At 64.7% G+C, this 17137-nt stretch carries 20 protein-coding genes and 1 tRNA gene; 15 read left to right on the top strand and 6 right to left on the bottom strand.

Going from position 1 to position 17137, the window contains the following annotated elements; translation table 11 throughout:
• Positions 1-94: 94 nt before the first annotated feature.
• Complete coding sequence (locus LPJ38_RS03855; protein ID WP_018323436.1) at positions 95-520, bottom strand: organic hydroperoxide resistance protein; 426 nt, start codon at positions 518-520, stop codon at positions 95-97.
• Between the two features lie 154 nt (positions 521-674).
• Between LPJ38_RS03855 and LPJ38_RS03850 the strand changes: the two genes are divergently transcribed.
• Positions 675-1136: a MarR family winged helix-turn-helix transcriptional regulator gene (locus LPJ38_RS03850; protein ID WP_167520347.1), complete on the top strand. Its 462-nt coding sequence runs from the start codon at positions 675-677 to the stop codon at positions 1134-1136.
• 10 nt (positions 1137-1146) lie between these two features.
• On the opposite strand, the gene LPJ38_RS03845 is transcribed toward LPJ38_RS03850, so the two are convergent.
• The 3 genes from LPJ38_RS03845 to LPJ38_RS03835 form a co-directional block, all read right to left on the bottom strand.
• Positions 1147-1389 carry a GIY-YIG nuclease family protein gene (locus LPJ38_RS03845; protein ID WP_145630469.1) on the bottom strand — a complete coding sequence of 81 codons (243 nt, stop codon included), beginning with the start codon at positions 1387-1389 and terminating at the stop codon, positions 1147-1149.
• A gap of 134 nt (positions 1390-1523) precedes the next feature.
• Positions 1524-1599: transfer RNA gene (locus tag LPJ38_RS03840), tRNA-Ala, on the bottom strand.
• Between the two features lie 95 nt (positions 1600-1694).
• Positions 1695-2099, bottom strand: coding sequence for a TIGR02300 family protein (locus tag LPJ38_RS03835; protein ID WP_145630470.1), 405 nt, complete (start codon positions 2097-2099; stop codon positions 1695-1697).
• 159 nt (positions 2100-2258) lie between these two features.
• On the opposite strand from LPJ38_RS03835, the gene aroA reads away from it, so the two are divergent.
• The 14 genes from aroA to LPJ38_RS03765 all read left to right on the top strand — a co-directional run bounded on the left by aroA (position 2259) and on the right by LPJ38_RS03765 (position 15524).
• Positions 2259-3596: a 3-phosphoshikimate 1-carboxyvinyltransferase gene (gene aroA / locus LPJ38_RS03830; RefSeq protein WP_167520348.1), complete on the top strand. Its 1338-nt coding sequence runs from the start codon at positions 2259-2261 to the stop codon at positions 3594-3596.
• Between the two features lie 10 nt (positions 3597-3606).
• Entirely contained in the window at positions 3607-4212 is a 606-nt protein-coding gene (locus LPJ38_RS03825; RefSeq protein ID WP_145630472.1) for a hypothetical protein, read from the top strand.
• Between the two features lie 43 nt (positions 4213-4255).
• Positions 4256-4597, top strand: a complete 342-nt coding sequence (locus LPJ38_RS03820) for a hypothetical protein (RefSeq protein WP_231088569.1) — start codon at positions 4256-4258, stop codon at positions 4595-4597.
• A 5-nt stretch (positions 4598-4602) separates the two neighbouring features.
• Entirely contained in the window at positions 4603-5241 is a 639-nt protein-coding gene (cmk, locus tag LPJ38_RS03815) for a (d)CMP kinase (protein ID WP_145630474.1), read from the top strand.
• Positions 5242-5508: 267 nt separating this feature from the next.
• Positions 5509-7215 carry a 30S ribosomal protein S1 gene (rpsA, locus tag LPJ38_RS03810; protein ID WP_167520349.1) on the top strand — a complete coding sequence of 569 codons (1707 nt, stop codon included), beginning with the start codon at positions 5509-5511 and terminating at the stop codon, positions 7213-7215.
• 360 nt (positions 7216-7575) lie between these two features.
• Positions 7576-8556 (top strand): signal peptide peptidase SppA, encoded by a 981-nt coding sequence (sppA, locus tag LPJ38_RS03805; protein ID WP_145630476.1) that lies wholly within the window; start codon positions 7576-7578, stop codon positions 8554-8556.
• Positions 8557-8726: 170 nt separating this feature from the next.
• Positions 8727-9032, top strand: a complete 306-nt coding sequence (locus LPJ38_RS03800) for an integration host factor subunit beta (RefSeq protein ID WP_008539997.1) — start codon at positions 8727-8729, stop codon at positions 9030-9032.
• A gap of 72 nt (positions 9033-9104) precedes the next feature.
• Entirely contained in the window at positions 9105-9497 is a 393-nt protein-coding gene (locus LPJ38_RS03795; RefSeq protein ID WP_145630477.1) for a DUF1049 domain-containing protein, read from the top strand.
• Positions 9498-9561: 64 nt separating this feature from the next.
• On the top strand, positions 9562-10221 hold the full coding sequence (locus LPJ38_RS03790; RefSeq protein ID WP_145630478.1) for a phosphoribosylanthranilate isomerase: 660 nt from the start codon (positions 9562-9564) through the stop codon (positions 10219-10221).
• Positions 10218-11435, top strand: a complete 1218-nt coding sequence (trpB, locus tag LPJ38_RS03785) for a tryptophan synthase subunit beta (RefSeq protein ID WP_145630479.1) — start codon at positions 10218-10220, stop codon at positions 11433-11435. The genes LPJ38_RS03790 and trpB overlap by 4 nt, the downstream gene beginning before the upstream one ends.
• The gene (gene trpA, locus LPJ38_RS03780) at positions 11432-12268 is read left to right on the top strand and encodes a tryptophan synthase subunit alpha (RefSeq protein WP_145630480.1); all 837 of its coding nucleotides are present in this window, start codon (positions 11432-11434) and stop codon (positions 12266-12268) included. Before trpB ends, trpA begins: the two co-directional genes overlap by 4 nt.
• 110 nt (positions 12269-12378) lie before the next feature.
• Complete coding sequence (accD, locus tag LPJ38_RS03775; RefSeq protein ID WP_145630481.1) at positions 12379-13320, top strand: acetyl-CoA carboxylase, carboxyltransferase subunit beta; 942 nt, start codon at positions 12379-12381, stop codon at positions 13318-13320.
• Positions 13317-14660 (top strand): bifunctional folylpolyglutamate synthase/dihydrofolate synthase, encoded by a 1344-nt coding sequence (locus LPJ38_RS03770; protein WP_145630482.1) that lies wholly within the window; start codon positions 13317-13319, stop codon positions 14658-14660. The genes accD and LPJ38_RS03770 overlap by 4 nt, the downstream gene beginning before the upstream one ends.
• A 123-nt stretch (positions 14661-14783) precedes the next feature.
• Positions 14784-15524: a metallophosphoesterase family protein gene (locus LPJ38_RS03765; protein ID WP_145630483.1), complete on the top strand. Its 741-nt coding sequence runs from the start codon at positions 14784-14786 to the stop codon at positions 15522-15524.
• 138 nt (positions 15525-15662) lie between these two features.
• On the opposite strand, the gene LPJ38_RS03760 is transcribed toward LPJ38_RS03765, so the two are convergent.
• Both LPJ38_RS03760 and trxA read right to left on the bottom strand, forming a co-directional pair.
• Positions 15663-16670 carry an ATP-dependent DNA ligase gene (locus LPJ38_RS03760; protein ID WP_145630625.1) on the bottom strand — a complete coding sequence of 336 codons (1008 nt, stop codon included), beginning with the start codon at positions 16668-16670 and terminating at the stop codon, positions 15663-15665.
• Positions 16671-16815: 145 nt separating this feature from the next.
• A complete protein-coding gene (gene trxA / locus LPJ38_RS03755) occupies positions 16816-17136 on the bottom strand; it encodes a thioredoxin (protein WP_008540017.1) in 321 nt (106 codons plus the stop codon).
• Position 17137 lies beyond the last annotated feature (1 nt).

The raw sequence follows: 17137 nt of genomic DNA, 5'->3' as shown, positions 1-17137 counted from the left end.
CGCGGGCAGGGGCGTATGCGCATTCCCCGGAATGGCAAATCGGCGGAAGCGGCCGGCCCGATGGGGATCCCGGGCCAGCCAATTCGCACGTCGGTCAGACGACCGTCAGGCGAACGTCGACGTTCCCGCGCGTGGCATTGGAGTACGGACACACCTGGTGCGCCTTCTCGACCAGCGCTTCGGCCTCGGCGCGGGCGAGGCCCGGCAGCGAGACGGCGAGGTCGATGTCGAGACCGAAGCCGCCCTCCGAGCGCGGGCCGATGCCGACGGTCGAGGTCACGGAGGCATCGGCCGGAACCTTGGGGCCGCCCTGCGAGGACACGAACTTCATCGCGCCGATGAAGCAGGCGGCATAGCCGGCCGCGAACAGCTGCTCCGGATTGTTGCCGGCGCCGCCGCCGCCGCCGAGCTCCTTCGGCGTGGTCAGCTTGACGTCGAGCGCGCCGTCGAGGGTTGCCGCATGGCCGTCGCGGCCGCCGGTCGCCTTGGCGCTGGTCTTGTAGAGGACGTTCACGGACATTTTCATCTCCCTTGGGGGTTCGGGTGGACAGGGTCCATATCGCAGACAATTAGATTGCGCGCAATCTAAATCGTTGGGTCTCACATTTAATTGTTCGCAATTGAATATGCGGCCGCCCGCCCCCACAATGCGGCAAATCCCTGTGAGATTCTCCATGGCCCGGAAACCATCGGCGGCGGACGCCCCGCTGCGGCTCGACAACCAGATCTGCTTCGCGGTCTATTCGGCCACGCATGCCTTCAACCGAGTCTACAAGCCGCTCTTGGACCGGCTCGGCCTGACCTATCCGCAATATCTGGTGATGCTGGTGTTGTGGGAGCGCGACGACGTGCCGGTGAAGGACATCGGCGAGAAGCTGTTCCTCGATTCCGGCACGCTGACGCCGCTGCTCAAGCGGCTCGAGGCCGCTCATCTCGTCAAGCGCACGCGGTCGAAAGAGGACGAACGTCAGGTGCTGATCGCCCTGACGCCGCAGGGCCACGCGCTGAAGGACAAGGCGCGCGCCGTGCCGCAATCGATCCTGGCGGCGTCGGATTGCTCGGTGTCGGAACTGGTCGCGATGAAGGACGAGATCGTCGCGCTGCGGGATCGGCTGAATGCGGTGATCGGGGAGTAGGGGGATCGGCCTAGGACAGCCGCTTCTTCGTGAAGGCGCGGCCCGAGTGGGATTTCAGATACGCCTCAAACGCGAGCGCTTTATGCTTGTCCGCGAAGGCGCAGTACCAGATCAACGTCCAAGGCTTGAACTTGGCGGTGTGGCTGGATTTGCCGGCATTGTGTTCCGGAATCCGCCGCTTCAAGTCTTGCGTGGCGCCGATGTATTCCTGCTCGGGAAATTCGATGCTGCGGAGGATGTAGACGTACCACATTGACGGCTATCGCCTGGGTGGTCGTTAGGTGGGGCCTCACTGGTCCGTCTTCGCCCTTCGGGCTTCGCCGGACACCACGCTTCGCCCTTCAGGCTCCCCGTGGCTGCGCCACGCGTAGCCCGAAGGGCGAAGCGTGGTGGAGCCAGGCGGGATCGAACCGCCGACCTCTTGCATGCCATGCAAGCGCTCTCCCAGCTGAGCTATGGCCCCTTAACCCTGAACGGGGTGAATCTGGTGGATCACCCCCTACCGGCGAGCCTTTCCGACTCGCGCGGTGCACCCTTTTTCACAGATCAGGACTGATCTCAAGTCTCTTCATCACCTCCGACATCACCAATGATGTCGGTCACGTCCTCATCGCCCTCTTCCTCGTCGGCAATAAAGGTCGAATCATCGTCATCGTCGTCGTCGAGGGTCTCGTCGACCTCGATGTCGTCCTCGGATTCGGGCACGACGGCCTTGACCTTGCCGGTGTTCTCCTCGGCATCGGCTTCCTCGAGCGAGACCATCTCTTCGGCCTCGGCCGGCTCCGGCGTAGTGTCCTGGGCCATGTTGCGCTCGGCGCCGCGGGACGCGCGTGCGGGGGCAACGGGCGCGATAGGCACCACCTCGCCGGTATAGGGCGAGATCACCGGATTCTTGTTGAGGTCATAGAACTTCTTGCCCGTGGTCGGGCAAATGCGTTTGGTTCCGAGTTCGGACTTGGCCACGGCAGGAATCCTGGGAATGTCTGAAAAGCGGTGCTTCACTTGGCTAGTTGGCGGCCCGCTGTCAATAGCGCATTACGGGAGAACGACATGCCCGTGACGGGGCACGGACCATGTGGTACCTGCGCCCCAGCGCCTCAGGGCTCATCCAAGGACACAATCTTGACTCATTCCGACCAACCGAGGCCGCTGCAGTCTCGCGCCAGCGGTCCCCTGACCGGGAAAGTACGGGTGCCCGGGGACAAGTCGATCTCGCATCGGGCCCTGATCCTGGGTGCGCTCGCGGTCGGCGAAACCAGGATTTCTGGCCTGCTAGAGGGCGAGGACGTCCTCAACACCGCCAAATCCATGCAGGCGCTGGGCGCCACGGTCGAGCGGACCGGCGATTTCGCCTGGAAGGTGAACGGCGTTGGCGTCGGGGGCTTCGCGCAGCCCAAGGCGGCGCTGGATTTCGGCAATTCCGGCACCGGCTGCCGGCTGGTCATGGGTGCCGTCGCGGGCTGCCCGATCTCGGCGGTGTTCGACGGGGATGCGTCGCTGCGCAGCCGCCCCATGCGCCGAATCCTCGATCCGCTCGAAAAGATGGGCGCCAAGGTCGTCTCGGGCAGCGAGGGCGGACGCCTGCCGCTGACCCTCCAGGGCGCACGCGATCCCCTGCCGATCACTTACAAGACCCCGGTCGCCTCGGCCCAGATCAAGTCGGCCGTGCTGCTGGCGGGCCTGGCCGCGCCGGGCACCACTACGGTGATCGAGAGCGAAGCCAGCCGCGATCATACCGAGCTGATGCTGAAGCACTTTGGTGCCGACATCACTTCAATTCAGGAAGGCCAGCACGGCCGCCGCATCACGCTGGCGGGCCAGGCCGAACTGCACGGCGCCAATGTCGTTGTGCCCGCGGATCCCTCCTCGGCAGCTTTCCCGGTCGTCGCCGCGCTGATCGCCGAGGGATCCGACGTCGTTCTGTCCGACGTCATGACCAATCCGCTGCGCACCGGCTTGTTCACCACACTGCGCGAGATGGGCGGCTCGATCGAGGAGAGCGAGGTGCGCGGCGACGCCGGCGAGCCGATGGCGCGCTTGCGCGTGCGCGCATCGAAATTGCGCGGCGTCGAAGTGCCCCCCGAGCGCGCGCCCTCGATGATCGACGAATATCTGGTGCTGGCGGTGGCCGCGTCCTTTGCCGAAGGCACCACGATCATGCGCGGCCTGCAGGAGCTGCGCGTCAAAGAATCCGACCGCCTGGAGGCCACTGCCGCGATGCTGCGCGTCAACGGCGTCAAGGTCGAGGTGTCAGGCGACGACCTCATCGTCGAGGGCCGCGGTCACGTTCCCGGCGGCGGCGTTGTCGCCACCCACATGGACCATCGCATCGCGATGTCGGCCCTGGTGATGGGCTGTGCCTCCGATCAGCCGGTGGGCGTCGACGATACCGCTTTCATCGCCACCAGTTTCCCGGATTTCATTCCGATGATGCGTTCCCTCGGGGCCGAGTTTTCATGAGGCCGCGGCCATGAGTGCAGCCTTCGACCGCGACGCCTTGCTGGATGCTTTCGATTCGATCGGCCGCGCCGCGGCCGATGCGGGAACCAAGCTTCAGATCGCGGTCTATGGCGGCTCCGCCCTCATGCTCGCCAGCAATTTTCGCTTTGCGACCGAGGACGTCGACGTATCGAAGCTCGAGCATCCGCTGCCAGACTGGCTGGAAAGAACGACGGCCGAAATTGCTGCCAAAAATGGATGGAGCGCCGACTGGTTCAATGATCATGTGGCATTCCACCTCAGCCCCCTCGCCGATCACGCCGCGGATCATCTGGAATTCGGCACTTTTCCGCGCGACGGCACGCCGCCAGGACTTGAGGTCTCGGTGCCCTCCGCCGCATATCTATTGGCGCTGAAATTGAAGGCGTTCCGGATCACGGACCCAGTTCGCGGAGAGACGGAGCGGCTGGATATTTTGAACTTGATGAAAGTGGTTGGAATCTCGACCGTGGAGGAAGCCATCGCGCTGCTCGGCCGGTATTTCCCGGTGAGCGCGGCATCTTCCGAGAAGCAGCGTTTCCTGCTGAAAAACATGGACGTGGCGGGAGGAGCGGATGCGCCCGAATACCCTCGCTGAAGCCGTCGATCGCATTTGCGCCGGTGCGCCGCAGGACACGACGTTGGCCGAATTCCTTGATGCCTTCGAGCTGGTGGGGACAGGCCTTGCTCAATATGAGGCGATCGCGGACGAGCCGGTACTGACGCGGAACGAACGGCTCGACGCCTTGGTCGGGGCGATTGCCGAATATCTGGCCAAACAACGTCGCCTTGGCCGGGTGCCGGCGTGGGTTTGCGATCCGGCTCGGCGCCTTGCAGAACCATGGTTCACGGCGTCGTCGCCATCCGACGCGATGCGCGAATATCTCACCTTTGCGAGTCCCGCCGAATTCGCGTCTCGCAACATTTTCACCGAAGAACGGCCATTGCGACGCGCCCGCGGGCCCCAGACAGCCAAGGTTTGAGTCACATGATCATCGCCATCGACGGGCCTGCGGCCTCGGGCAAGGGGACGCTCGGCAAGCGTCTTGCCCACCATTACGGTTATCGTCACCTCGATACCGGCGTGATCTATCGCGCGGTCGCCTATGCCCTCATGCAGTCCGGCCACGATCTCAACGACGAAGCGGCCGCGGTGCAAGCCGCTTTGGAGCTCGATCCCGAAAAATTCGGCAATCCGGCCCTGAAAACCCAATTGGCCGGCGAGGGTGCCTCGATCGTGTCGGCAATCCCAAGGGTCCGGGAAGCCCTCCTCAATTTCCAGCGGCAATTCGCCGCCGATCCGCCCGGCGCGGTGCTGGACGGCCGGGACATTGGAACCGTGATCTGCCCGCATGCCGACGTGAAGATCTTCGTCGTCGCCGACCCCAAGGTCCGCGCCCGCCGCCGGACCATGGAGGCCCGGGCGAGGGGCGAGGATGCGGACGAGGCCGCTGTGCTTGCCGACATCATCCAGCGCGACGAACGCGACAAGAACCGGCCGATTGCGCCTTTAAAACCGGCCCCGGATGCTTACTTGCTAGATAACTCTCAACTGGATATAGAAGGCGGCGTCCGGGCCGCCATCGACATTATCGAGGCCGTCCGAGCGGGCCGGTCGCGGGGTTAAGCCGCAGCCGTCATTGGAGGAAGTGCCCGCTCCCGCTCTTTGAGGTCGACACGTCAGGTCCCCGTTTGGGGCCGACGCGATCGAGGCTCCGGACAAAGAATTTTCCACGTATCGAACGCGCGGGCCTCAGCCGGCCCGTTTCCGCTGTTTCGGCGCCGCGCCGGAGCAGCGAGCGGTCGCTCGAAGGTTTTGCGGACCTTCCGACACTGCGCGTGCGATGCGCCCATGAACCCAACGGCCGGCACGACATCCGCAACTGGAGAACAAATGGCTTCGACTTCTGCTGATACCTATAGCCCCTCGCGCGACGATTTCGCAGCGATGCTCGACGAGTCCTTCGCAGGCGGGAACCTGCAGGAAAGCTCCGTCGTCAAGGGCAAGGTGGTTGCAATTGAAAAAGACATGGCCGTCATCGACGTCGGCCTGAAGACCGAGGGCCGTGTGGCCCTGCGCGAATTTTCCGGCCCCGGCCGCGACAGCGAGATCAAGGTCGGCGACGAGGTGGAAGTGTTCCTCGATCGCATCGAGAACGCCCTCGGCGAGGCTGTCCTCTCGCGCGACAAGGCGCGCCGCGAGGAGAGCTGGGGCAAGCTCGAGAAGGCGTTCCAGAACAACGAGAAGGTCAACGGGGTCATCTTCAACCAGGTCAAGGGCGGCTTCACCGTCGACCTCGACGGTGCCGTGGCCTTCCTGCCGCGCTCGCAGGTCGACATCCGTCCGATCCGCGACGTTGCGCCGCTGATGAACAACTCGCAGCCGTTCCAGATCCTCAAGATGGACCGCCGCCGCGGCAACATCGTGGTGTCCCGCCGCACGGTTCTCGAAGAGACCCGCGCCGAGCAGCGTCAGGAGCTGGTGCAGAACCTCGAAGAGGGTCAGGTCATCGACGGCGTGGTCAAGAACATCACCGATTACGGTGCGTTCGTTGATCTCGGCGGCATCGACGGCCTGCTGCACGTCACCGACATCGCGTGGCGCCGCGTCAACCACCCGACCGAGGTGCTCTCGATCGGCCAGACCGTGAAGGTCAAGATCATCAAGATCAACCACGAGACGCACCGCATCTCGCTGGGCATGAAGCAGCTGCTGGACGATCCGTGGCAGGGCATCGAAGCCAAGTACCCGCTGGGTGCCCGTTTCACCGGCCGCGTCACCAACATCACCGACTACGGTGCGTTCGTCGAGCTCGAGCCGGGCATCGAAGGCCTGATCCACGTCTCCGAGATGTCGTGGACCAAGAAGAACATGCACCCCGGCAAGATCGTGTCGACCTCGCAGGAAGTCGACGTGCAGGTGCTGGAAGTCGATTCCGTCAAGCGCCGCATCTCGCTCGGCCTCAAGCAGACCATGCGCAACCCCTGGGAGGTCTTCGTCGAAGGTCACCCGACCGGTTCGGTGGTCGAGGGCGAGGTCAAGAACAAGACCGAGTTCGGTCTGTTCCTGGGCCTGGAAGGCGACGTCGACGGCATGGTCCATCTCTCCGACCTCGACTGGAAGCTTCCGGGCGAGCAGGTGATCGACAACTACAAGAAGGGCGACATGGTGAAGGCCGTGGTGCTCGACGTGGACGTCGAGAAGGAGCGCATCTCGCTCGGCATCAAGCAGCTCGAAGGCGACCCCTTCGCCGAGCCGGGCGATGTCAAGAAGGGCGCGGTCGTGACCTGCGAGGTGCTCGAAGTGAAGGACAGCGGTATCGAGGTGAAGATCGCCGGTACCGACTTCAGCACCTTCATCAAGCGCTCCGAGCTCGCGCGTGACCGCAACGACCAGCGCGCCGAACGCTTCGCCGTCGGCGAGAAGGTCGATGCCCGCGTGATCCAGTTCGACAAGAAGGCCCGCAAGGTCCAGGTGTCGATCAAGGCGCTCGAAGTCGCCGAAGAGAAGGAAGCCATCGCGCAGTACGGCTCCTCCGATTCGGGCGCGACGCTCGGCGACATCCTTGGCACCGCGCTCAAGAACCGCGACAGCAAGTAAGCGAGACTTTCGTCTCGCTGCATCGAAGCCCCGGCGTGAGCCGGGGCTTTTTTGTTGCTGTCACCAGAAATTCCGCTGTCGGCCCGGACAAGCGCAGCGAAGCGGAGCGCTGATCCGGGACCCATAACCACAGGGAGAAGTTTGACGAGGATTCGGAGTTACCCGCTTCCTCCGACAAATACGCCCTGGGGTATGGATCCCCGCCTTCGCGGGGGTGACGACTGAGTTTGCGGCGGCTTGCTCACCCCGCCATCACAGCCTTGTTTTCTTCAAATTGCGCCGCAATTGATGTATCCAGATAAGCCGTTGGTCACGCCGTGACGGCACAACGCGCCCAATCTTTCATTTGGAGATATCTCGATGTCGCTCGATTCTGACATCATCGTGGATCGCCGCAGGATCCGCCGCAAGCTGACGTTCTGGCGCGTGATGGCTGCGTTGATCGCGATCGCGGCGATTGCGAGCGTTGCGCTGATCGCGACCCCAGGCGCGCGCGGCACCTTCGCATCTGCCGGCTCGATCGCGCGCGTCAACATCGAGGGCCTGATCCGCAGCGATTCCGAACGCACCCAGGCGCTGGAGCGGCTGGAGAATTCGCAGGCTGCTGCCGTCATCGTGCACATCAACTCGCCGGGCGGCACCACTGCCGGATCCGAGCAGCTCTATGACTCGCTCACCCGGCTGAAGGCGAAGAAGCCGCTGGTCGTCGTGGTCGAGGGCCTTGCCGCCTCCGGCGGTTACATCACCGCGATCGCGAGCGACCATATCGTCGCCCAGCAGAGCTCGCTGGTCGGCTCGATCGGCGTGCTGTTTCAGTATCCGAACGTCAGCGAGCTGTTGAAGACCATCGGCGTCAAGGTCGAGGAGGTGAAATCGTCGCCGCTGAAGGCCGCGCCCAATGGTTTCGAGCCCACCAGCCCGGAGGCGCGCGCCGCGCTCGACGCGCTGGTGAAGGATTCCTATTCCTGGTTCAGGGGTCTGGTGAAGGAACGGCGTGGCATGGATGACACGCAGCTGGAGAAAGTGGCCGATGGCCGCGTCTTCACCGGCCGCCAAGCGATCGACCTCAAGCTGATCGACCAGATCGGCGACGAGAAGACGGCGGTGACCTGGCTGGTTGAGAACAAGGGCGTGAAGAAGGGACTCAGCGTGCGCGATTACAAGCTCCAGCCGCGCTTGGGCGATCTGACGTTCCTCAGGACGGCCGCTGCCGTGACGCTGGAAGCGCTGGGTTTAGGCTCGATTGCGCAGCAAATCGGTCAAACCGGTGTCGTACAGGCTGTCGATCGGTTCGGAATGGATGGAATGCTGGCCCTGTGGCAGCCGGCCGCGTCAAACTGAGGGAACCAGGCGAGTTCCGAAGGTTTTTCCCGTCTCGCGCGTGCCGGGCCAGCCTGCTTTTTCGGCATTTGTCACGCATTTTCACGACGCTCAACCTTGATTTAGCGTCTTGACAGATCACGGTATTTTCACGGAAATGGTCATCCGACGCTTCCGGGTCCTATCTCTCGATGATCAAATCCGAACTTGTTCAGCGTATCGCCGAGCACAACCCGCATCTGTACCAGCGGGATGTCGAGAACATTGTGAATGCGATTCTCGAAGAGATCGTAGCGGCCCTCGCACGCGGTGATCGTGTCGAGCTGCGCGGCTTCGGTGCCTTCTCGGTCAAGCATCGCCCTGCACGCGCCGGCCGCAATCCGCGCACCGGCGCCCATGTGCCCGTCGACCAGAAGAGCGTTCCATTCTTCAAGACCGGCAAGGAAATGCGCGAGCGGCTGAACCGCGACCATCCGGATCCCGGCGCGGCAGATTGAGCCGGCGTCAGGGGAATCCCGGGGTCGCACACCACGCGGCCGGAAGCTTTGATTCAAGGCGAGCGAAGCGAGATGCGAAAGTTCCTGACCGCGCTGATCGTGATTCCGCTGGGCCTGATCCTTGTGACTTTCGCCGTCGCCAACCGGCAATTCGTCACCGTCTCCTTCGATCCCTTCATGACGGATGATCCGTCTCTTTCGGTCACCCTGCCGCTCTTCCTGCTCCTGACCCTGGTCACCGCCTTCGGCGTTCTGGCGGGGGGATGTGCCGTCTGGCTCGGGCAGCGGCATTGGCGGCGCGCTGCGCGACGGAATGATGCGGATGCCCGGGCGGCCAGGGGCGAACTGGCCGATCTGCGGGCCCGGATGGCCGCAGCAAGGCCCGAAGCCCAGCGCCTCCCGGTCCCCTCGGGGGTCGGCCTTTACGGGCCCATCGGGCGAGACAAGCAGCGCGCGACGTTGTAGAAGCGGCCCGACCTGAAAACCCGCTTCCCGGCCGCCGCTTGCGGCCTCCATTTGCTTTGAGACCATGTCCCTGCTCGTCAAGATCTGCGGCCTGTCCACGCGCGAAACGCTCGAAGTGGCGCTCGACGCGGGCGCCGACATGGTGGGGTTCGTGTTCTTCCCTCCGTCGCCCCGGCATCTGTCGCTCGAGATGGGACGCGACCTCGGCCGGCAAGTGAAACGGCGCGCGCTCAAAGTCGCGCTCACCGTCGATGCCGATGACGCCACCCTCGACAACATCATGGACGTGCTGTCGCCGGACATTCTGCAGCTCCACGGCAAGGAGAGCGTCGCGCGGCTGCGCGACATCAAGCAGAAGTACGGCCGCCCGGTGATGAAAGCCGTACCGGTTGCGACCACTGCCGATCTCACCGTGCTGCCCGGCTATGCCGCGATCGCCGACAGCATCCTGTTCGATGCGCGCGCGCCGAAGGACGCAACCCGCCCTGGCGGCCTCGGCGCGCCCTTCGACTGGCGCCTGCTCGAAAACCTCGATCTCAAATTGCCCTACATGGTCTCGGGCGGGCTTCAAGCCGATAACGTCGCGGAAGCCCTCCGCGTCACCCGCGCCGGTGGCGTCGATGTGTCCTCGGGTGTCGAGAGCGCTCCCGGCGTCAAGGATCCTGACATGATCAAGGCCTTCATCCGCGCCGCGCGCGCCATCCAAGAGTTGAGCGTACGATGAACATCGCCAAACCAAACTCCTACCGCAGCGGCCCCGACGACCGCGGCCATTTCGGCAATTTCGGCGGCCGCTTCGTCGCCGAAACCCTGATGCCGCTAATCCTCGACCTGGAGAAGGCCTACACCGCGGCCAAGGCCGATCCGGCCTTCCAGGGCGCGATGAACGGCTACCTCAAGAACTATGTCGGCCGGCCCTCGCCGCTGTATTTCGCCGAGCGTCTCACCGAGCATCTCGGCGGTGCCAAGATCTATCTCAAGCGCGAAGAGCTCAACCACACCGGTTCGCACAAGGTGAACAACGTGCTCGGCCAGATCATGCTGGCGCGGCGCATGGGCAAGAAGCGCATCATCGCCGAGACCGGCGCCGGCCAGCACGGCGTCGCCACTGCGACGCTGTGCGCGCGCTTTGGCCTCGAATGCGTGGTCTATATGGGCGCCGTCGACGTCGAGCGGCAGCAGCCCAACGTCATCCGCATGGAGATGCTGGGCGCCAAGGTGGTGCCGGTGCAGTCGGGCACGCGCACGCTGAAGGACGCGATGAACGAGGCACTGCGCGACTGGGTCACCAACGTGCACAACACGTTCTATTGCATCGGCACGGTGGCGGGCCCGCATCCCTATCCGACGCTGGTGCGCGACTTCCAGTCGATCATCGGCAACGAGACCAAGACGCAGATGCAGGAGATCGAGGGCCGCCTGCCGGATTCGCTGGTCGCATGCATCGGCGGCGGCTCGAACGCGATGGGCCTGTTCCATCCGTTCCTCGATGATCCCTCCGTCGAGATCTTCGGCGTCGAGGCCGCCGGCCATGGCCTGACCCAGCTGCATGCGGCCTCGATCGCGGGCGGCCGCCCGGGCGTGCTCCACGGCAACCGCACTTATCTGCTGATGGATGCCGACGGCCAGATCCAGGACGCGCATTCGATCTCGGCCGGCCTCGATTATCCGGGCATCGGTCCCGAGCATTCCTGGCTCCACGAGGTCGGCCGCGTGAATTATCTCTCCGCGACCGACGACGAGGCGCTCGCCGCGTTCCAGCTGCTCTCCAAGCTCGAAGGCATCATTCCCGCGCTGGAGCCCGCGCACGCCATCGCCAAGGTGATGGAGCTCGCCCCGAAGCGACCCCGGGATCACCTGATGGTCGTCAACCTCTCCGGCCGCGGCGACAAGGACGTCCCGCAAGTCGGCGACATCCTGAGGGGCAAGAGCAAGTGATCACGCGTATCGACACCCGTTTCGCTGAGCTAAAGAAGCAAGGCCGCGCGGCCTTCGTGACCTATGTGATGGCCGGAGATCCCGATCCGGCGACGTCGCTCGAGATCGTCAAGGCACTCTCGAAATCAGGCTCCGACGTCATCGAACTGGGCATTCCCTTCACCGATCCGATGGCGGATGGTCCCTCGATCCAGGCTGCAGGTCTACGTGCGCTCAAGGTCGGCATGACGCTGAAGAAGACGCTCGATCTCGTGCGCGACTTCCGCAAGGACGACAACCTCACGCCGCTGGTGCTGATGGGCTACTACAATCCGATCTACATTTACGGCGTCGACAAGTTCTTGGCGGATGCCAAGACATCAGGCGTTGACGGCCTGATCATCGTCGACTTGCCGCCGGAGGAAGACGACGAGCTCTGCATTCCCGCGCTGAGGGCGGGCCTGAACTTCATTCGCCTCGCGACCCCGACCACCGACGACAAGCGCCTGCCGGCGGTGCTCGCGAACACGTCAGGCTTCGTCTATTACGTCTCGATCGCCGGCATCACCGGAGCAGCGGCGGCGGACGCGAACGTGGTCGGCGAAGCCGTCGCGCGCATCAAGCGTCATACCAAGCTGCCGATCTGCGTCGGCTTCGGCATCCGCACGCCGGAGGCGGCACGCGCCATTGCCGAGAAGGCCGATGGTTCGGTGGTTGGCACCGCCTTAGTCGATGCACTGAAGAACAGCCTCGATGCCGAGGGACGGGCGACCGCCAAAACCGTTAACGCGGTGGCTGAGCTGACGGCGGCCCTGGCTCAGGGCGTCAAGGGCGCGCAACAGGCGGCTGAATAGGCCATAATTCCGCTGTTCGGGCGGGTGACACGGCGGCTTGCTGAGCAGGGGCCCGGCAGCCATATATCCTTTCAGGCAGCCCTACGCGGGTTCGCACATCGGAGCAAACCATGAACTGGCTTACCAATGTGGTCCGGCCGAAGATCCGCAACATGCTGCGGCGCGAGACGCCGGAGAATCTGTGGATCAAGTGCCCGGATTCCGGACAGCTCGTGTTCTACAAGGACGTCGAAGCCAACCAGTTCGTCATCCCCGGCTCGAACTACCACATGCGCATGGGCGCGGTGGCACGGTTGAAGTCGATCTTCGACAACGAAACCTGGTTCGACGTTGCGCTGCCCGAGGTCACACCCGACCCGCTCAAGTTCCGCGACGAGAAGAAATACGTCGATCGCGTCAAGGACGCGCGCGCCCGCACCAATTTGAATGATGCGATCAAGGTCGGCTATGGCAAGCTCGAAGGCGCTGCGGTCGTCGTCGCCGTGCAGGATTTCGATTTCATGGGCGGCTCGCTCGGCATGGCCGCGGGCGAAGCCATCGTTCGCGGCATGGAGCTTGCGGTCGAGAAGAACTCGCCGTTCATCGTGTTCGCCGCGTCCGGCGGCGCGCGCATGCAGGAGGGCATCCTGTCGCTGATGCAGATGCCGCGCACGACCGTAGCGGTGCAGATGCTGCGCGAGGCAAAGCTGCCCTACATCGTCGTGCTCACCAACCCCACGACCGGCGGCGTCACTGCGTCCTACGCGATGCTCGGCGACGTGCAGATCGCCGAACCCGGCGCGCTGATCGGCTTTGCCGGCGCGCGCGTGATCGAGCAGACCATCCGCGAGAAGCTCCCCGAAGGTTTCCAGCGCGCCGAGTACCTCAAGGAGCACGGCATGGTCGACATGGTCGTGCATCGCCACGAGCTGCGTCCGACCCTGGCGCGGCTCTGCCGCCTCTTGACCAAGGCGCCGGCGCAGGAAGGCGCATCGAAGTCCGTGCTGCCGGTCGCGAGCCCGGCGCAGATCGTCTCGGCCGCCGAGACGGCGCCGGCTGCGCCGCACGCGTGAACGCCTCCCCTGACAGTGCAAAGACAACGCTCGGCGAAGTGATCGGGCGGCTGTCGGTCCTGCATCAGCAGCGCATCGATCTCGGGCTGGAGCGGATGCACCGCCTGCTCGAGCGGCTCGGCCATCCCGAACGCAAGCTGCCGCCGGTGATCCACATCGCCGGCACCAACGGCAAGGGCTCGACGCTGGCCTATCTGCGCGCGACGCTGGAAGCCTCAGGCTTGCGCGTCCACGCCTATACCTCGCCTTACCTCGTCCGCATCAACGAATGCTTTCGGCTCGGCCGCGCCGGCGGCGGGGTGCTCGTCGGCGACGACGAGCTGCGCGCCGCGCTTGAAGAGGTTGAGCGCGTCAATGCCGGTGAAGCCGCAACCGTGTTCGAGCTGAAGACGGCGGCCGCCTTCCACTTGTTCGCGCAGAATCCGGCTGATGTGGTGCTGCTCGAAGTCGGCCTCGGCGGGCGCCTCGATTCGACCAACGTGGTCGACACGCCGGCGGCCTGCGTGATCACGCCTGTTAGCATGGATCACATGGAGTTTCTCGGGGATACCCTGGCGTCGATCGCCGGTGAGAAGGCCGCGATCATCAAGCGCGGCGTGCCCGTGATTTGCGCCGAGCAGGCGGCGGAGGCGATGGCGGTGATCGAGGCGCAGGCCAAACGCATGCGCGCGCCGCTGTTTGCCGCGAACGAGAGCTGGCACGTCAATGTCGAGCGTGGACGTCTGGTCTATTCCGACGATCGCGGCCTGATGGACCTGCCGGCACCGCGCCTGTTCGGCCGGCACCAATTCGCCAATGCCGGGCTTGCCATCGCCACGCTGCGCGCGCTTCCGGATCTGAAGGTCAACCACGCCGCCTTCGAGGCTGGCATCGTCGGCGCGGAATGGCCGGCGCGGATGCAGCGCATCACCTCGGGCGAGCTGCTCTCCTGGGGACCGCAAGGCTCGGAGATCTGGCTCGATGGCGGGCACAATGCCGAAGGCGGCCGGGTCGCGGCGGCAGCGCTGGGCGACCTCGAAGAGCGAGTGTCGCGCCCGCTGGTCGTGATATCAGGCATGATGGCGAATAAGGACGCGCAGGGTTTCCTCGCCAATTTCGCCGGCCTCACCCGTCACATCATCGCAGTGCCGATCCCCGATAACGAGAACGCGATGCCGGCCGACCGTCTCGCCGACGCCGCGCGCAGCCTCGGCATGCGCGTCGAGCCCGCGCCCGGCATCGAAGCCGCATTGCGCGGCCTGGCGAAGCTCGCCTATGAGGTGCCGCCGCGCATCCTGATCACGGGCTCGCTGTATCTGGCTGGCCACGTGCTCGCGATCAACGGCACGCCTCCTGCATGAGTCTCGGTGTCCCGGACGCGCGAAGCGCGAGCCAGGACCCAGAATGCCGCAATGGGCCCCGGCTCTGCAGCGCACCACTGCGCGCTGCGCTGCGTCCGGGGCACGAGAGTTGGGATAACAACAATGCGCTTCGCAGCGATTGCCGACGTCCACGGAAACCATCTCGCGCTTGAGGCTGTCCTCGCCGACATCCGCGCGCTCGGCATTGTCGACATCGTCAATCTCGGCGACATGTTGAGCGGGCCGCTCGATGCACGCCGCACCGTCGAGATCCTGATGCAGCTCGACGCCGTGCACGTGCTCGGCAATCACGACCGCTATCTGCTCGACCGTCCCCCGGAGAAGATGGGCTCGTGGGACCGTCCCGCCTATGAACAGCTCGACGCCAAGCAACTCGACTGGCTGCGCGCGCAGCCGATGACGCGGGTCTTCCGCGAGCAGGTGTTCCTGTGCCATGCGACGCCCGGCAGCGACGAGGTGTATTGGCTCGACACCGTGCACCCTGATGGCACGGTGGCGCTGTCGCCGCTCGATCGGATCGAGCAGCTCGCACAGGGCGTCACGCAGTCGCTGATCCTCTGCGCCCACACCCATCTCGCCCGCGCCGTGCGCCTGCGCGACGGTCGGCTGATCGTCAACCCCGGCAGCGTCGGCAGCCCCGGCTATCGCGACAAGCATCCGTATCCGCACGTGGTGGAGGCCGGTACGCCGCACGCGCGCTATGCGATCCTCGAGTTGGTGAACGGCGCTTGGCAAGTGACGTTCCGCCACGTCACTTATGATCACGAAGTCATGGCCGCGCTGGCGCGGCGCAACGGACAGCCGGAGCTGGCGAATGCGCTGGCGACGGGATGGATTGGGTAGTCACGGCTCGTGTCCCGGACGCGGCGCGGCATGAAATGACGCGAAGCAGAGCCGGGATCCAGGTCGGGGCTTCTAGGCCCCGGCTCTGCAGCGCACCGCGGAAGACGCGCTGCGCTGCGTCCGGGGCACGAGACCGCGTCACTTCAATAACTTCATCGGGTCGGCCGCCTTCTGCTTCAGCTGATCGAATGTGCATTGGCCCGGTGCCTTGTCGGGGCGCCAGCGCAGGATCGAGGTGCCGTGGCGAAAACGCTCGCCGCTGAAATGGTCGTAGCAGACCTCGATCACCAGCTTCGTCTTCAGCGGACACCATTTCGCGGAGCGCTCGGTCGACCACCGGCTCGGCCCGCCCGGCGCGTTGCCGGTGAAGCCGGGCTCGCCGATCAAGGCTTCGAGTCGATCGGTCAAGGCTGGCTTCGCCTCTGCCTTGATCGCCGAGGTGAAGCCGACATGGTGCAGCAAGCCATCGTCGTCGTAGAGTCCGAGCAGCAGCGAGCCGACGACGTTCCGGCCGGCGATCTTGTTGGTGGCATAGCGGAAGCCGCCGACCACACAATCGGCGCTGCGGAATTTCTTGATCTTTTGCATGCCGTCGCGATTGCCCGCCTGGTAGGGCAGGTCGATGCGCTTGGCGATGACGCCGTCCGAGCCGCCGCCGGATTGTGCCAGCCATTTTTTGGCCGTGGCGTAGCTCGTCGTCGACGGTGAGAGACGGAAGAGGCTGCCCTTGAGGGTGGACGTCGCAAAGGCGTCTAGCGCCGGCCGGCGTTCACGCAGCGTCTTCTCTGCCAAGCCTTTGTCTCGCGCCGTCGCGAGCAGATCGAACCCGAGATAGAGCGCCGGCGTTTCCTGCGAGAGCTTCTTCACGCGGCTTGCAGCCGGGTGAATCCGTTGCAGCAGGGCATCGAAGGAAAAGCTCTTGCCGTGCGGCACGACGATCTCGCCGTCGAGCGTGAAGCGGTCCGCGTTCAGCCCCAACGCAGCGTCGACGATTTCAGGGAAATAGCGCGCGAGGTCCTCGCCCGACTTCGAGCGCAGGTCGATGTTGCTGCCGCTCCGCGACAGCAGGCAGCGGAAGCCATCCCATTTCGGCTCATATTGCCATTCCTTGCCGCGCGGAATCTCGTCGACCGAACGCGCCTCCATCGCGACGAGAGAGGTGGCTTTGCGGTCGCGCTTTCGGGGAGGGGCTGGCAAGGGCGGGACTCGTCATACGCTGAACACGCCCCATCAACGCAGAACGGCCGGCATTTCGCCGGCCGTTGTCGAAAATAATTGGAAGCGGCGTGGATCAGACCGCGGAGGTGATCCACTGCTGCAGCTTCGCCTTCGGCGCAGCGCCGACCTGGCGCGAGGCCATCTCGCCGCCCTTGAAGATCATCAGGGTCGGGATCGACATCACGCCATACTTGGACGCGGTCTTCGGGCTCTCGTCGACGTTCAGCTTCACGATCTTGACCTTGTCGCCCATCGCGCCGGCGATCTCGTCGAGGGCGGGCGCGATCATGCGGCAGGGGCCGCACCATTCGGCCCAGAAATCGACGACCACGGGGCCGTTCGCCTTGAGCACTTCGGCTTCGAAATCGGCGTCGGAAACCTTGCTAACGGCCATT

Origin of the sequence: Bradyrhizobium daqingense, from assembly GCF_021044685.1 — a bacterium.
GTDB classification, from domain to species: domain Bacteria; phylum Pseudomonadota; class Alphaproteobacteria; order Rhizobiales; family Xanthobacteraceae; genus Bradyrhizobium; species Bradyrhizobium daqingense.
This window is presented reverse-complemented; position numbering and strand designations above follow the sequence as displayed.

Coding starts and splice junctions, on each gene's coding strand:
- LPJ38_RS03855 (WP_018323436.1), bottom strand. CDS start 520: ATGTCCGTGAACGTCCTCTACAAGACCAGCGCCAAGGCGACCGGCGGC.
- LPJ38_RS03850 (WP_167520347.1), top strand. CDS start 675: ATGGCCCGGAAACCATCGGCGGCGGACGCCCCGCTGCGGCTCGACAAC.
- LPJ38_RS03845 (WP_145630469.1), bottom strand. CDS start 1,389: ATGTGGTACGTCTACATCCTCCGCAGCATCGAATTTCCCGAGCAGGAA.
- LPJ38_RS03825 (WP_145630472.1), top strand. CDS start 3,607: ATGAGTGCAGCCTTCGACCGCGACGCCTTGCTGGATGCTTTCGATTCG.
- cmk (WP_145630474.1), top strand. CDS start 4,603: ATGATCATCGCCATCGACGGGCCTGCGGCCTCGGGCAAGGGGACGCTC.
- rpsA (WP_167520349.1), top strand. CDS start 5,509: ATGGCTTCGACTTCTGCTGATACCTATAGCCCCTCGCGCGACGATTTC.
- sppA (WP_145630476.1), top strand. CDS start 7,576: ATGTCGCTCGATTCTGACATCATCGTGGATCGCCGCAGGATCCGCCGC.
- LPJ38_RS03800 (WP_008539997.1), top strand. CDS start 8,727: ATGATCAAATCCGAACTTGTTCAGCGTATCGCCGAGCACAACCCGCAT.
- LPJ38_RS03795 (WP_145630477.1), top strand. CDS start 9,105: ATGCGAAAGTTCCTGACCGCGCTGATCGTGATTCCGCTGGGCCTGATC.
- LPJ38_RS03790 (WP_145630478.1), top strand. CDS start 9,562: ATGTCCCTGCTCGTCAAGATCTGCGGCCTGTCCACGCGCGAAACGCTC.
- trpB (WP_145630479.1), top strand. CDS start 10,218: ATGAACATCGCCAAACCAAACTCCTACCGCAGCGGCCCCGACGACCGC.
- accD (WP_145630481.1), top strand. CDS start 12,379: ATGAACTGGCTTACCAATGTGGTCCGGCCGAAGATCCGCAACATGCTG.
- LPJ38_RS03765 (WP_145630483.1), top strand. CDS start 14,784: ATGCGCTTCGCAGCGATTGCCGACGTCCACGGAAACCATCTCGCGCTT.
- LPJ38_RS03760 (WP_145630625.1), bottom strand. CDS start 16,670: ATGGAGGCGCGTTCGGTCGACGAGATTCCGCGCGGCAAGGAATGGCAA.
- trxA (WP_008540017.1), bottom strand. CDS start 17,136: ATGGCCGTTAGCAAGGTTTCCGACGCCGATTTCGAAGCCGAAGTGCTC.